Origin of the sequence: Pseudomonas putida (assembly GCF_001636055.1) — a bacterium.
Classification (GTDB): Bacteria; Pseudomonadota; Gammaproteobacteria; order Pseudomonadales; family Pseudomonadaceae; genus Aquipseudomonas; species Aquipseudomonas machongensis.
Genome location: NZ_CP011789.1, coordinates 5,757,222 through 5,770,716, shown reverse-complemented (window position 1 = coordinate 5,770,716; position 13,495 = coordinate 5,757,222). Strand labels below are relative to the sequence as shown.

13 protein-coding genes and 1 riboswitch are annotated in these 13,495 nt (G+C 63.3%); of the genes, 5 read left to right on the top strand and 8 right to left on the bottom strand.

Going from position 1 to position 13,495, the window contains the following annotated elements; translation table 11 throughout:
• The first annotated feature begins 28 nt into the window (after nucleotides 1–28).
• Nucleotides 29–607, top strand: a complete 579-nt coding sequence (locus AB688_RS25775) for a YceI family protein (protein ID WP_063546534.1) — start codon at nucleotides 29–31, stop codon at nucleotides 605–607.
• A gap of 53 nt (nucleotides 608–660) precedes the next feature.
• Here the strand turns inward: AB688_RS25775 and AB688_RS25770 are convergent, their stop codons facing one another.
• The 4 genes from AB688_RS25770 to ahcY all read right to left on the bottom strand — a co-directional run bounded on the left by AB688_RS25770 (nucleotide 661) and on the right by ahcY (nucleotide 6,459).
• A complete protein-coding gene (locus tag AB688_RS25770; protein ID WP_063546532.1) occupies nucleotides 661–2,565 on the bottom strand; it encodes a DEAD/DEAH box helicase in 1,905 nt (634 codons plus the stop codon).
• Between the two features lie 339 nt (nucleotides 2,566–2,904).
• A complete protein-coding gene (locus AB688_RS25765; protein WP_063546530.1) occupies nucleotides 2,905–3,981 on the bottom strand; it encodes a hypothetical protein in 1,077 nt (358 codons plus the stop codon).
• 91 nt (nucleotides 3,982–4,072) lie between these two features.
• Nucleotides 4,073–4,918, bottom strand: coding sequence for a methylenetetrahydrofolate reductase [NAD(P)H] (gene metF, locus AB688_RS25760; RefSeq protein ID WP_054894825.1), 846 nt, complete (start codon nucleotides 4,916–4,918; stop codon nucleotides 4,073–4,075).
• Nucleotides 4,919–5,049: 131 nt separating this feature from the next.
• Nucleotides 5,050–6,459: an adenosylhomocysteinase gene (gene ahcY, locus AB688_RS25755; protein ID WP_063546528.1), complete on the bottom strand. Its 1,410-nt coding sequence runs from the start codon at nucleotides 6,457–6,459 to the stop codon at nucleotides 5,050–5,052.
• Between the two features lie 21 nt (nucleotides 6,460–6,480).
• Nucleotides 6,481–6,576: riboswitch (S-adenosyl-L-homocysteine riboswitch) on the bottom strand.
• A gap of 179 nt (nucleotides 6,577–6,755) precedes the next feature.
• Here ahcY and AB688_RS25750 point away from each other — a divergent pair.
• Nucleotides 6,756–7,157: an acyl-CoA thioesterase gene (locus AB688_RS25750; protein ID WP_054894823.1), complete on the top strand. Its 402-nt coding sequence runs from the start codon at nucleotides 6,756–6,758 to the stop codon at nucleotides 7,155–7,157.
• 58 nt (nucleotides 7,158–7,215) lie between these two features.
• Here AB688_RS25750 and AB688_RS25745 read toward each other — a convergent pair whose 3' ends face one another.
• Nucleotides 7,216–8,451, bottom strand: a complete 1,236-nt coding sequence (locus tag AB688_RS25745; RefSeq protein WP_063546526.1) for a cation:proton antiporter — start codon at nucleotides 8,449–8,451, stop codon at nucleotides 7,216–7,218.
• Nucleotides 8,452–8,651: 200 nt separating this feature from the next.
• Here AB688_RS25745 and AB688_RS25740 point away from each other — a divergent pair, with 200 nt between their 5' ends.
• Nucleotides 8,652–9,485, top strand: a complete 834-nt coding sequence (locus AB688_RS25740; protein WP_063546524.1) for a DMT family transporter — start codon at nucleotides 8,652–8,654, stop codon at nucleotides 9,483–9,485.
• A gap of 24 nt (nucleotides 9,486–9,509) precedes the next feature.
• Complete coding sequence (locus tag AB688_RS25735; protein WP_054894820.1) at nucleotides 9,510–9,896, top strand: MAPEG family protein; 387 nt, start codon at nucleotides 9,510–9,512, stop codon at nucleotides 9,894–9,896.
• A 39-nt stretch (nucleotides 9,897–9,935) separates the two neighbouring features.
• Here the strand turns inward: AB688_RS25735 and AB688_RS25730 are convergent, their stop codons facing one another.
• Nucleotides 9,936–11,087, bottom strand: coding sequence for a murein transglycosylase A (locus AB688_RS25730; protein ID WP_063546522.1), 1,152 nt, complete (start codon nucleotides 11,085–11,087; stop codon nucleotides 9,936–9,938).
• A 119-nt stretch (nucleotides 11,088–11,206) separates the two neighbouring features.
• Between AB688_RS25730 and AB688_RS25725 the strand changes: the two genes are divergently transcribed.
• A complete protein-coding gene (locus tag AB688_RS25725) occupies nucleotides 11,207–11,653 on the top strand; it encodes a c-type cytochrome (protein WP_063546902.1) in 447 nt (148 codons plus the stop codon).
• A gap of 46 nt (nucleotides 11,654–11,699) precedes the next feature.
• Here AB688_RS25725 and AB688_RS25720 read toward each other — a convergent pair whose 3' ends face one another.
• Nucleotides 11,700–12,095 carry a DUF1090 domain-containing protein gene (locus AB688_RS25720; protein ID WP_063546520.1) on the bottom strand — a complete coding sequence of 132 codons (396 nt, stop codon included), beginning with the start codon at nucleotides 12,093–12,095 and terminating at the stop codon, nucleotides 11,700–11,702.
• A gap of 204 nt (nucleotides 12,096–12,299) precedes the next feature.
• Complete coding sequence (metK, locus tag AB688_RS25715; RefSeq protein WP_063546518.1) at nucleotides 12,300–13,490, bottom strand: methionine adenosyltransferase; 1,191 nt, start codon at nucleotides 13,488–13,490, stop codon at nucleotides 12,300–12,302.
• Nucleotides 13,491–13,495: the final 5 nt, after the last annotated feature.

Genomic DNA, 13,495 nt, shown 5'->3' with positions numbered 1-13,495 from the left:
ACCTCAATTGCAAAGGAAGGAAGTAAGGATGTTGAAAAAGACTTTTGCCGCCCTGGCGCTCGGTACCGCTCTGATTGGCGCTGGTCAGGCCATGGCCGCTGACTACAAGATCGACAAGGAAGGCCAGCATGCTTTCGTCGACTGGAAGATCAGCCACTTGGGCTACAGCTTCATCCACGGCACATTCAAGGACTTCGACGGTTCGTTCTCCTGGGACAGCGCCAAGCCTGAAGCCAGCAAGATCAGCGTCGACCTGAAGACTGCCAGCCTGTGTTCCAACCATGCCGAGCGCGACAAGCACATCGCCAGCGCCGACTTCCTGGACGTGAAGAAATATCCGGACGCCAAGTTCGTCTCCACGGCCGTCAAGTCCACCGGTGACAAGACTGCCGACGTAACCGGCGACCTGACCCTGCATGGCGTGACCAAGCCGGTCACCTTCAAGGCCGTGTTCAACGGCGAGGGCAAGGACCCGTGGGGTGGCGAGCGCGCTGGCTTCAACGCCAAGACCACGCTGAACCTGAACGACTTTGGCATCAAGGGCCCAGGCCCGACTTCCCAGACCCTGGATCTGGACATCAGCCTGGAAGGCGTGAAGCAGAAGTGATTCGCGTCATCTGAAACGACAAGGGGCCGCTATGCGGCCCCTTGTCGTTTCTGTCAGCCCTTGCGGGTCAACAGCGCCGGACGCTCGCCACGGGGGCGGCTCGGCAGGTCGTCCAGTTGCTCGGGCGTCGGGTAGCGGTCGAGCTTGGATTCCTTGCGGATGATCACAGGCGTGCTCTGCGACTCGCGCGGATTGCGTACGGCAGGTTCCTGGCGGTTGCTGTCGTCCCGGCGCGCACGGCCCGGGTTGCCATCGCGGCGTGCACCACCACCATTGTTGTTGCGGGGGCGCTTCTCGCCAGAACCCTGGCCGCCCTGGCGCTGGCCGCCGCTACCGTTGTTGCTGCGAGGCTGGCCCGAACCCGAACGCTGCCCCTGGCCTTGAGCCTGCCCGCCGTTGCCGCCCGGGCGACGGTTGCGGCCCTGGTTCTTGCCGTTCTGGTAAGGGCTGACGTAGTCGGCGCGGTTACCGAAGTTGTCGATATCGTCGTCCAGGAACTCTTCCGGGTCGCGATCGGCGGGTACTTTGGGGGCATTGCCCTGGGCCTGGCCGGCCTGCTGCTGACGCGGCTTCCTGTTGTCGCGCTGCTTGCGTGGCTCCTGCTTCTTCTGCTGCGGCTTGTCGCCCGCAGTGCCCTTGTCGGCAGGCTTGTCGGCGGCCTGTTGCTTGGCCTTGCCTTTGTCCTTGCCCTTGTCCTTGCGTCCGCCGCTGCCTTCCTTGCTGCCTTCGGCACGTTGCTGCTGGTTGCGCCCGCCACGGCCGTTGTTCTGCTGGCGCTCGCGCACCTCGGGTTTCTCGGCCTCGACCTGCGAGGCATCGAAGCCCATCAGGTCGCCATCCGGGATCTTCTGCTTGGTCACCCGCTCGATGCTCTTGAGCAGTTTCTCTTCGTCAGGTGCCACCAGCGAAATGGCTTCACCGGAGCGGCCAGCACGGCCAGTACGACCGATGCGGTGAACGTAGTCTTCCTCGACGTTGGGCAGTTCGAAGTTGACCACGTGCGGCAACTGGTCGATGTCCAGGCCACGGGCGGCGATGTCAGTGGCGACCAGCACTCGCACGCTGTTGGCCTTGAAGTCGGCCAGAGCCTTGGTGCGCGCATTCTGGCTCTTGTTGCCGTGGATCGCGGCAGCGGTCAGACCGTGCTTTTCGAGGTACTCGGCAAGGCGGTTGGCGCCGTGCTTGGTACGGGTGAAGACCAGCACCTGTTCCCAGGCGCCGAGGGTGATCAAGTGGGCCAGCAGCGCACGCTTGTGGCTGGCAGGCAGGCGGTAGACGCGCTGCTCGATACGCTCGACGGTGGTATTGGGCGGCGTGACCTCGATGCGCTCGGGGTTGTGCAGCAACTTGTCGGCGAGGTCGGTGATGTCCTTGGAGAAGGTCGCCGAGAACAGCAGGTTCTGGCGCTTGGCCGGCAGGCGTGCGAGGACTTTCTTCACGTCATGGATGAAGCCCATGTCGAGCATGCGGTCGGCTTCGTCCAGAACGAGAATTTCCACCTTGGACAGGTCGACGCTGCCTTGGCCGGCCAGGTCGAGCAGACGGCCCGGGCAGGCGACCAGAACGTCGACACCCTTGGCCATCGCCTGGATCTGTGGGTTCATGCCGACACCGCCGAAGATGCAGGCGCTGATGAAGTTCAGGTCGCGGGCATAGATCTTGAAGCTGTCGTGGACCTGTGCGGCCAGTTCGCGGGTCGGGGTCAGGACCAGGACGCGCGGTTGGCGCGGGCCGTGACGCTGCGATTTGTCGGGGTGACCACCTGGGAACAGGCGCTCGAGGATCGGCAGGGCGAAGCCACCGGTTTTACCAGTGCCAGTCTGCGCGGCGACCATCAGGTCGCGGCCTTGCAACACGGCGGGAATGGCCCGCTGTTGCACCGGGGTAGGCTGGGTGTAGCCCGCAGCCTCGATAGCGCGGACAAGTGCCTCGGAGAGACCGAGGGAAGCAAAGGACATGGGCAATCCTGTTCTCGTGTGGGCTGGGCCCTGTGGGATGTTCTGCCTGGCGCGACGGGCATCGGTGGGATGCGATCGCGTCCGGTCCAGCTGGGCTTACACTGCGCATCCTGGAGGCGGCGGGCGGGCACTTGAGGGTGCGTCGCTGCTGGTCGAGATGCCTTTTGCGAGGCCGAGCGTCCGGGCGTGAGCCGGGCGGGAAGGCCCGAGTATAACAGAGCTATCGCGATGTGCTGCGATCCTGCTGCTCAACGGCGTCGAGAAAATGTTCGGCGGAGTTTGCGTTGCGCGCATGCTGGGCAGTACAGGGGCGCTCCGCGATCGCCAGCAGGGCTGTACTCAGGCTTGCTGTGCGTCGATCAGATGCCGTTCGATATCTTTGTGACGCGTGCCCAGCGACAGACGAAGGCCGGGTTGGCGCAAGCATTCGCGCAGTTGCTCGGGGCTCATGCCGCCCTGGCGCTGATTGAAGTTTTCCAGGGCCTTGTCCCACCACGCCGTGGCGCAGGCGCGGTCGAATTCGTTGTCGTAGGGGTAGCAGCCGTAGAGCAGTTCACGGGCGAACTGGCGGTGACGACTGGGTAGCGTGAGGCTCATGGCCTTGTAGCCGAGGCGGTGCAGGGTGGGGGGGCGAGGCAGTTGATCGTTGACCAGCGTGATGTCGGCCATCGCGGCCTCGCCGAATGGATCGTCGCCGTGCTTGCGCAACCACGCCTGGATCTTGGCACGGAACTGGGCCTTGCGGCTCCAATAGTGATGGATGACGTCGGTGCAGGTGGCCAGTTGCAACGTGCGGTAGGCGGCGACCGCCAGGCAGAACTCCTCGAGCGTATAGGCCTCGCGTGCCAGGGGATAAAGCTCGTCCATCAGCGCGATGGAGTGGTCCAGGATCGTTGCATCCTGTGCAGTCAGGCCCATGACACCGGAGTTGACCAGCGGCATCTGGCAGTCGGCCAGGGCACGCTGTTGCAGGAGCGTCAGCAGGTTCTTGTACAGCAGGCACTTCTGGTTTTCGCCGTAGCGACCGCCAATGGCATTGCACAGCAGGCTGCCGGGCTTTACCCGGCGGAACAGCTCTATGGGCGATTGGCGGAAAAAGGTATCGGTATCGATCAGCACTGCCAGCGGGTGCTGTTCGAGGACATGGCGCAGCAGCACATGCTTGCTGCGAAAGTGATACCCGTGCGGCTGGTTCCAGGTTGTACGCGTGTGCTCATCGAGCAGGTGCACGGTGACGGGCAGCTTGGCGTAGGGTTCGGGGTTGTCGGTGTAGACCTGGATGTCCATGGCTTCACCTGGCGTCTTGCGCAGGTTGGCCAGGGCGCTGACGATGCTGAAGCAGGCTTCCTGGTGATAGGTAGCCGGGCCGAAGGCGAGGTAGACGAGTTGCGGGGTGTCACGGTTGCACGGCTGCATCGGGGGAAACCTGGTATCAGCTTGAATGATCAAGGCTCCAATCTACGTTCGGAGCCTTAATCATTGCTTAAGCTATTGTTACCAATAGGTTTCAGCGCGGCAGCTTGAGGTTGTTCCAGATCGCCAGGCTCGGCTCGGCCTGGTTCAGCGTGTAGAAGTGCAGGCCCGGTGCGCCACCTTGCAGCAGCTCTTCGCACATCTTGCTGATCACTTCTTCACCGAATGCCTGGATGCTGGTGGCATCGTCGCCGTAGGCTTCCAGCTGCTTGCGGATCCAGCGCGGAATCTCGGCACCACAGGCGTCGGAGAAGCGCGCCAGCTTGCTGTAGTTGGTGATCGGCATGATGCCGGGCACTACCGGAATATCCACGCCCAGCTTCTGTACGCGCTCGACGAAGTAGAAGTAGCTGTCGGCGTTGAAGAAGTACTGGGTGATGGCGCTGTCGGCACCGGCCTTGACCTTGTGTACGAAGTTGGCCAGGTCGTCCTCGAAGTTGTGCGCCTGCGGGTGCATTTCGGGGTAGGCGGCAACTTCCAGGTGGAAGTGGTCACCGGTTTCCTGGCGGATGAACTCGACCAGGTCGCTGGCATGGCGCAATTCGCCACTGGCCATGCCCATGCCGGATGGCAGGTCACCGCGCAGGGCGACGATGCGCTTGATTCCGGCCGCCTTGTATTCGGCGATCAGGGCGCGCAGGTCGTCCTTGCTGTCGCCGACGCACGACAGGTGCGGGGCTGCCGGGACCTTCACTTCGTTTTCCAGTTGCAGCACGGTGTTCAGCGTCCGGTCGCGAGTCGAGCCGCCGGCGCCGTAAGTGCAGGAGAAGAAGTCGGGGTTATAGGTGGCCAGTTGACGGGCAACGGCCATGAGTTTTTCGTGACCGGCATCGGTCTTGGTCGGGAAGAACTCGAAACTGTAGCGGCGTTCCTGGGACATCGGTCGTTCCTCTGGCAGCGTGCTTCAAGCGCCAAGCTGCAAATAAAAGCCAGATCGGTGATGGCCGATCTGGCTTGGGCGTCGTTCAGATCCTTGCGCTGCTGCGGCGCGCAGTGCGCGCCGCATGCCGCTTAGTAGCGGTACGCGTCGGGCTTGAACGGGCCTTCGACAGTCACGCCGATGTACTCGGCCTGCTGTGGGGTCAGCTGGGTGACTACACCGCCGAAGCCGCGGACCATTTCCAGGGCCACTTCTTCGTCGAGCTTCTTGGGCAGCACTTCGACGGTCAGGCGCTCGGCCTTCTTCGCAGCTGGCAGCTCGGCGAACTTCTGCTCGAACAGGAAGATCTGCGCCAGTACCTGGTTGGCGAACGAGCCGTCCATGATGCGGCTCGGGTGGCCGGTGGCGTTGCCCAGGTTCACCAGACGGCCTTCGGCCAGCAGGATCAGGTAGTCGTCATTCTGCGGATCGAAGGTGCCGGCGCCGGTGCGGTGGATCTTGTGCACCTGTGGCTTGACCTCTTCCCATGCCCAGTTCTTGCGCATGAAGGCGGTGTCGATCTCGTTGTCGAAGTGACCGATGTTGCAGACCACTGCGCGCTTTTTCAGGGCCTTGAGCATGTTGGCGTCGCAGACGTTGACGTTACCGGTGGTGGTGACGATCAGGTCGATGCGGCCCAGCAGGTCCTTGTTGATGCCGGCTTCGGTGCCGGTGTTGATACCGTCCTTGAACGGCGAAACCACTTCGAAGCCGTCCATGCAGGCCTGCATGGCGCAGATCGGATCGACTTCGGTGACCCTGACGATCATGCCTTCCTGACGCAGGGACTGGGCCGAGCCCTTGCCCACGTCGCCGTAGCCGATCACCAGGGCCTGCTTGCCCGACAGCAGGTGGTCGGTGCCGCGCTTGATGGCGTCGTTCAGGCTGTGACGGCAGCCGTACTTGTTGTCGTTCTTGCTCTTGGTGACCGAGTCGTTGACGTTGATCGCCGGGACTTTCAGCTCGCCTTTGGCCAGCATGTCCAGCAGGCGATGTACGCCAGTGGTGGTCTCTTCGGTCACGCCGTGGATCTTGTCCAGCATGGCCGGGTATTTCTTATGCAGGATTTCGGTCAGGTCACCGCCGTCGTCCAGAACCATGTTGGCGTCCCAGGGCTGGCCATCTTTCAGGATGGTCTGCTCGATGCACCACTCGTACTCCTGCTCGGTTTCGCCTTTCCAGGCGAACACCGGGATGCCGGCAGCGGCGATGGCGGCAGCAGCCTGGTCCTGGGTGGAGAAGATGTTGCAGGACGACCAGCGCACTTCGGCGCCCAGGGCGATCAGGGTCTCGATCAGCACGGCGGTCTGGATGGTCATGTGGATGCAGCCGATGATCTTCGCGCCCTTGAGCGGTTGCTCGGCTTGATACTTGCGGCGCAGGCCCATCAGTGCGGGCATTTCCGATTCGGCGATGATGACTTCCTTGCGGCCCCAGTCGGCCAGGGAGATGTCGGCGACCTTGAAGTCGGAAAAACCAGCGGGCGTGTTTACAGCGCTCATGAAGAGCCTCCATTCGTAGTGTGCGAATGGGCGCCGTTGTGCGTTGAGCGTCCGCAGCAGCGGACAACGCCCCATCCGAGCCTGACAGGTGAACCTGCTGCAGCGCCCCTCGGACAGGTGGCGGGATGACCACCGCAGGGGGTGGCCATTGGAAAACGGCGAGATTATAGCCGCGCCCGTGTGACACACCCAAGACTTTCTGTCGATTTATCGCGACGATAGTCGATGTTCAATGGAGGCTGACCGGCGGGTCTGCCATCATTACCCCACGTCAGTCAGGCACGTCAGGAGTTGTAATGAATTTCCACACGCGCAAATGGGTAAAACCCGAAGACCTCAATCCCAACGGCACCTTGTTCGGTGGCAGCCTGTTGCGCTGGATCGACGAGGAAGCGGCGATCTACGCCATCGTCCAGTTGGGCAACCAGCGGGTGGTGACCAAGTATATTTCCGAGATCAACTTCGTCAGCGCCTCGCGCCAGGGCGAGATCATCGAGCTGGGTATCACCGCCACCGAGTTCGGCCGCACCTCGATCACCCTGCAGTGCGAAGTGCGCAACAAGATCACCCGCAAGAGCATCCTCACCGTCGACAAGATGGTCTTCGTCAATCTGGGCGAGGATGGCCTGCCGGCACCCCACGGGCGCACCGAGATCAAGTACATCCAGGATCAGTTCCCGGATTCGGCGGTGGAGTAGAGCTGGAAACCGTGCGGCGCACTTCGCGGGCTTGCCCGCGAAGTGCGCGCCATCGTCATCACGGCTGGGCGCTTACCCGTCGCACCACCTTGCCGATTGTCAGCCCCTGCACCAGGATCGACGACAGCACCACGATGTAGGTGATCGACAGCAACAGGTCGCGTTCGTCACCCACCGGCAGCGACAGCGCCAGGGCCACCGATACACCCCCGCGCAGGCCTCCCCAGGTCAATACCCGCACCGTGCCACGTGGCACTTCGCGCCAGCGCCGCAGCAAGACGATGGCTGGTGCCACGGTCAACAGGCGCGATGCCAGCACCGCGACCGCAAGCACGCCACCTGCTGCCAGGTGCAGCCAGTTGAACGGCAGCAGCAACAGCTCCAGGCCGATCAGGGCGAAGAGCAGGGCGTTGAGCATGTCGTCGATCAGCTCCCAGAAACCATCCATGTAGCGACGGGTCATGTCGTTCATCGCCAGGTTACGCCCCAGGTTGCCGATGATCAGGCCGGCTACCACCATGGCGATCGGCGCCGACACGTGCAGTTCGTAGCACATGGCCGAGCCACCGATCACCAGTGCCAAGGTCAGCATCACCTCGACCTGATACTGCTCGATGCTTTTGATCATGCGGTAGGTGGCGTAGCCGATCAGCCCACCGAACACCACGCCGCCTACGGCTTCGCGGGCGAACAGGGTGGCGGTGTCGGAAACGCTTGGCGTCTCGCCGAGCTGAATGATGCCCAGCAGCACGGTGAACACCACCACCGCGGTGCCGTCGTTGAACAGCGACTCACCGACGATGGTGGTCTTCAGCGGTTTGGAGGCGTTGGCGGTACGCAGTGCACCGAGCACCGCGATGGGGTCGGTCGGCGAGATCAGCGCGCCGAAGAGCAGGCAGTAGATCAGCGGTACGTCCCAGCCGAACATCGCGAACACCCAGTGGGCGAGATAGCCGATTACCACGGTGGCGATCAGAACGCCGATGGTGGCGAGCAGGCCGATTGGCCAGCGGTAGCTGCGCAGGTCGCCGAGGTTGACGTGCAACGCGCCCGCGAACAGCAGGAACGACAGCATCCAGTGCATCAGCAGGTCATTGAAGTCGATCTGGTTCATCAAGCCTTCGACGCGTTCCTCCAGGCCGGGAAAGCCGATCAGGCTCAGGCCTTGCAGGATCAGTGAGAACAGCAGGGCGGTGACCATCACGCCGATGGCGGGCGGCAGGCCGATGAAACGGTAGTTCACATAGGTGAGGAGGGTGGTGAGGCAGATGAACGCGGCAACTAATTCAAGCATCCTGAATCCTGTGACAATGGCTTCCAAGTCGTAACCCGAACAGCTCGGGCAGTTCTTTGATGGCCTGACGGAGCACTCGGGACACACCTTATGACCGGAATTATCAGGATCGTTCCTCAATTCACGGCTGAAGCGGCGCCTACAGGCGCTGCCCGGATCGCGTATATAGTGACGCGAGTCTTGTTCAAGGAACCTTCCGCGTGCTGGCAACTTCCCTCGTCCTGATCGCCGCCCTGCTGCATGCCACCTGGAACACCCTCATCAAGTTCAGCGCAGAACGCCTGCTGGTGATCGCCAGCATGGACGCGGTGGCGCTGGTCTTCGCGGTGCTCGCGGTGGCGTTCGTCGAGCCCCCTCCGGCCGCGATCTGGCCGTGGCTGCTGGCCTCGGCGCTGGCCGAGCAGGTCTATCGTGTCCTGCTGATCAAGGCCTACCGGGTCGGTGACCTGGGCCTGGTCTATCCTCTGATGCGTGGATTGTCGCCGCTGGTGGTACTGGGGCTGACCCTGGCTTTCGCCGGTGAGTCGCTGAGCGGCCAGCAGATCATTGGCATCCTGCTGATCCCCTGCGGCATGGCTTGTCTGCTCTGGCAGGGCGGTGGCGGTGATCGGTTGCCCTGGTCGATGCTGCCGGTGGTGGCGCTGATCGGCCTGTGCATCGGCTGCTACACCTGGTTCGACGGCCAGGCGGTGCGCCTGTGGGGTAAACCGTGGGACTACCTGGTCTGGCTCACTCTGCTGAGTGCCTGGCCGTTCCCGGTGCTGGCGGGCGTGGCCCGACGCGAACCCTTCGTGCTGTTCTGGCGCAGCCAATGGCGACTCGGGTTGGCGGTCGGGCTGTGTGTATTGCTGAGTTATGCCCTGGTGTTGTGGGCCATGCATCTGGGGTCGGTGGCGGAGGCGGCAGCGCTGCGCGAGGTCAGTGTGATCCTGGTGGTGCTGTTGGGCATGCGCTATCTCAAAGAACCTTTTGGCGGCCCGAGACTCCTAGCTTGCGGGCTGGTCCTGGCAGGCATGCTGGTGATGAAGCTCTGACCTTTCTGAACGAGGAGCCTGTCCATGACCGTTGCCCTGTGGTGCATCCTGATCGCCCTGGTCCTGCCGCCTTTGTGCGCATTGATTGCCAAAGTCGCCAGTGGCCGTTTTGGCTTGAGCGACAACCATGATCCGCGAGCCTTTCTCGACACGCTCTCGGGCCTGCCTCGGCGCGCCAATGCGGCGCAGCAGAACGGCTACGAGGCGTTTCCAGCCTTTGCCGCAGCGGTGCTGGTGGCGGATATCGTCGGCAACGCCGAGCAGGTGACCCAGGATGTGCTGGCGGTGCTGTATATCACCAGCCGCCTGCTGTACATCATCTGCTACCTGGCGGACTGGGCAGCGTTGCGCTCGCTGGTGTGGTTCGCCGGATTGGCGTTGATCGTGTCGTTGTTCGTGGTATCGGCATGAAGCTATCGCGGGCTTGCCCCGCAATAGCTCAACCCCCGATCACGGCACCTTCGGCACTTCAGGCAGAGCGGCCCCCTTGGGCCACAGCATCCAGATCTGCCCCTGCTGCTTCATGTTCCCTGCCAGCTCGCCGGCCTCGGGGCCGGTGCCCCAGAACAGGTCGGCGCGCACCTCGCCGGTGATCGCGCCGCCGGTGTCCTGCGCACCTACCGGGCGCACCACCGGCGAGCCGTCCGGTCGGGTGGTGGACAGCCACAGCAGGCTGCCCAGCGGAATCACCTTGCGGTCGATGGCCACGCTGTAGCCCGCGGTCAATGGCACGTTGAGCGAGCCGCGCGGGCCTTCGTCGCTGTCGGGGCCTGCGGCGAAGAATACATAGCTCGGGTTGCTCGCCAGCAGCTCCGGCACCCGTTGTGGGTTGGCCTGGGCCCAGGCGTGGATGCTGCCCATGGTCACGTCTTCTTTCTTCAACTGGCCCTGGTCCACCAGCCAGCGGCCGATCGGTCGGTAAGGGTGGCCGTTCTGGTCGGCGTAGCCCAGGCGCAGCTGGCGGCCGCTCTCCAGTTGCACGCGACCGGAGCCCTGGATCTGCAGGAACTGCAGGTCCATCGGGTCGGTCAGCCAGGCCAGCACCGGCGCCTTCACACCCTGGCGGTTGATCACTTCGGCGGTGTCGTAGGGCTTGAGCACACGACCTTCGATACGACCGCGAAGGCGTTTGCCTTTGAGCTCCGGGTATACGCTGGCCAGGTCGACCACGATCATGTCGTCGGGAGGGCCATAGACGGGGACCTGGGCTTGTGCCGTGCGCGTCAGGCTGCCTGGGTAGACCGGTTCGTAGTAACCGGTGATCAGGCCGTTGGCGTTGTTCTCGGCGGAGCGCAGGCCGTAGACCTGCAGGTTCTGTTGCAGGAAGGCACGTACCTGGGCGGGATCGCCCGGAACCGCAGCCGCCGCGCTGCACGTCGCAGCCCAGACCGGGTCGCGCTTGAGTTTCTCGCAGCCGTTGCGCCAGGCCTGGAAGCCTGCGACCAGGTCGCTGTCAGTGACGCTCGGCAAATCTTGCCAGGTGGCACCGGTATAGGTGGCGATGGCGTGGGGCTCGGGCTTGGTGCCCTCGCCGCCGTTGCAGCCGGCCAGCAGGGCCAAGGCCGGGAGCACCCAGGCCAGAGGGCGCAAAGCAGATTTCATAAGCGGGGTCCTGTTACGGGCGGAGATGAAAATTCGCCCTTGTCTTTTGTGTGGCTATTGGTCTTTGCCCGACGGGCGGCGATACTGGCGACCCGTTCATGCAGGCCGAAGAGACCGTGATGTTCAAGCGATTGACCGTAGTACTGCTCGCCACCCTGACGCTGACCGCTTGCGAGCGTGTCGATCCGAACTCGCCATTGGGCCAGCGCAAGGCAATCTTCAAGGACATGCTCAAGACCAGCGAAGACCTGGGCGGCATGTTGCGCGGCCGCTTGCCGTTCGATGGGGCGAGGTTCGCCGAAGGGGCGGTAAAGCTCGATACCCTGGCCCACGAACCCTGGCAGCACTTCCCGCAGGCTCGTGACGGGGGAGATAGCAGCGCCCGGCCTGAGGTCTGGGAGCGCCAGGCGCGTTTTCATGACCTGGCCCGCCAGCTCGAGAGCGTTACCGGCGAGCTGGTCGGTGTGACCCGCAGCCAGCCATTGGATGCTGCTGGGCTGAAGGCACCGATGGACCGCGTCGAGGCTGCGTGCAAGGCCTGTCATACCGAGTTTCGCAATCATTGATGGTCCGCGGTGCCCTGTGTGGGAGCGACCGCGTTTGCCGTTGGCCTCAGCGCTCGAGTTCGTCGACCGCTTCCTGCAGTTCCTTCTTGGCGTCGGCGAGCTTTTCCTTGCGCTTGTTGATCTTCTCCGAGTCGCCCTTCTTCATGGCCTTGTCCAGGTCCTTGGTGCGCTGGTTCACTTCATGCCGGGCGTCGAGCACCTTCTGCTCGCGCTCCTTGCGCAGGCTGCTATCGGTGCAGTTGGCCGTGACTTCGCTCAGGGCTTTTTCCAGGCCTGCGACCTGGGCACTGTTGTTGTGCGCGCGGGCTTCGCTCAACTGGTTTTCGATGGCGCTGCGCTTGGCGGCGCAGCCGGTCAGGCCGGGCTCGGGCTGGGCGGCCTGCAGGGGGCCGGTGGCCAGGCCGACGGCAGCCAGCAGAACGAGCGTGGAAACTGATTTCATGAACTAGAGCCTCTTTTCAGGGCAGGGCGGCAAAAAGGGAAATCCTGCCCTGATTTTGCCCATTTGGAAACCGCAATGGACTGATCGCTGGCAAGATGAGGAAAGTGCCTACGTAATCAGTGCATTACACGGACTTGCAGTAATTTCTGGAAACGAAAAAGCCCCTGTCGATCACTCGCCAGGGGCTTTTGTCAGGCCGGGTGTTTACAGGCCGGCGGCGTCGCGCAGGGTGGCGGCGCGGTCGGTGCGCTCCCAGGTGAAGGTGGTGAAGGTGTCGTCACCCACGGTCTTCTGCTGCGGCTCACGGCCGAAGTGACCGTAGGCGGCAGTCTCCTGGTACATCGGGTGCAGCAGGTCGAGCATGGTGGTGATCGCGTAGGGGCGCAGGTCGAAGCACTCGCGCACCAGCTGGATGATCTTGTCGTCGGACACCTTGCCGGTACCGAAGGTGTTGATCGAGATGGAGGTCGGCTGGGCTACGCCGATAGCGTAGGAGACCTGGATCTCGCAACGTTCGGCCAGGCCTGCAGCGACGATGTTCTTGGCCACGTAGCGACCGGCGTAGGCGGCGGAGCGGTCGACCTTGGACGGGTCCTTGCCGGAGAACGCGCCACCACCGTGACGGGCCATGCCGCCGTAGGAGTCGACGATGATCTTGCGGCCGGTCAGGCCGCAGTCGCCCACCGGGCCGCCGATGATGAAGTTGCCGGTCGGGTTGATGTGGTACTGGGTGCCCTTGTGCAGCAGTTCGGCCGGCAGGGTGTGCTTGACGATCAGCTCCATCACCGCTTCCTGCAGGTCTTTCTGCGACACTTCAGGGTTGTGCTGGGTCGACAGGACCACCGCGTCGATGCCGACCACCTTGCCGTTCTCGTAGCGGCAGGTGACCTGGGACTTGGCGTCCGGGCGCAGCCACGGCAGCAACTTGGACTTGCGCGCTTCGGCCTGACGCTCGACCAGACGGTGCGAGAAGCAGATCGGCGCAGGCATCAGCACTTCGGTTTCGTTGCTGGCGTAGCCGAACATCAGGCCCTGGTCGCCTGCGCCCTGGTCTTCCGGCTTGGAGCGGTCGACGCCCTGGGCGATGTCCACCGACTGCTTGCCGATGATGTTCATCACGGCGCAGGTGGCGCCATCGAAGCCGACGTCGGAGCTGTTGTAGCCGATGTCGATGATGACCTTGCGCACCAGGTCTTCCAGATCGACCCAGGCCGAGGTGGTGACTTCGCCGGCGATGATGGCGACACCGGTCTTGACCAGGGTTTCACAGGCTACGCGGGCGTATTTGTCCTGGGCGATGATGGCGTCCAGGACCGCGTCGGAAATCTGGTCGGCGATCTTGTCCGGATGCCCTTCGGACACGGACTCGGAAGTGAAAAGGGAGTATTCGCTCATCTCGA

Coding starts and splice junctions, on each gene's coding strand:
- AB688_RS25775 (WP_063546534.1), top strand. CDS start 29: ATGTTGAAAAAGACTTTTGCCGCCCTGGCGCTCGGTACCGCTCTGATT.
- AB688_RS25770 (WP_063546532.1), bottom strand. CDS start 2,565: ATGTCCTTTGCTTCCCTCGGTCTCTCCGAGGCACTTGTCCGCGCTATC.
- AB688_RS25765 (WP_063546530.1), bottom strand. CDS start 3,981: ATGCAGCCGTGCAACCGTGACACCCCGCAACTCGTCTACCTCGCCTTC.
- metF (WP_054894825.1), bottom strand. CDS start 4,918: ATGTCCCAGGAACGCCGCTACAGTTTCGAGTTCTTCCCGACCAAGACC.
- ahcY (WP_063546528.1), bottom strand. CDS start 6,459: ATGAGCGCTGTAAACACGCCCGCTGGTTTTTCCGACTTCAAGGTCGCC.
- AB688_RS25750 (WP_054894823.1), top strand. CDS start 6,756: ATGAATTTCCACACGCGCAAATGGGTAAAACCCGAAGACCTCAATCCC.
- AB688_RS25745 (WP_063546526.1), bottom strand. CDS start 8,451: ATGCTTGAATTAGTTGCCGCGTTCATCTGCCTCACCACCCTCCTCACC.
- AB688_RS25735 (WP_054894820.1), top strand. CDS start 9,510: ATGACCGTTGCCCTGTGGTGCATCCTGATCGCCCTGGTCCTGCCGCCT.
- AB688_RS25730 (WP_063546522.1), bottom strand. CDS start 11,087: ATGAAATCTGCTTTGCGCCCTCTGGCCTGGGTGCTCCCGGCCTTGGCC.
- AB688_RS25725 (WP_063546902.1), top strand. CDS start 11,207: ATGTTCAAGCGATTGACCGTAGTACTGCTCGCCACCCTGACGCTGACC.
- AB688_RS25720 (WP_063546520.1), bottom strand. CDS start 12,095: ATGAAATCAGTTTCCACGCTCGTTCTGCTGGCTGCCGTCGGCCTGGCC.
- metK (WP_063546518.1), bottom strand. CDS start 13,490: ATGAGCGAATACTCCCTTTTCACTTCCGAGTCCGTGTCCGAAGGGCAT.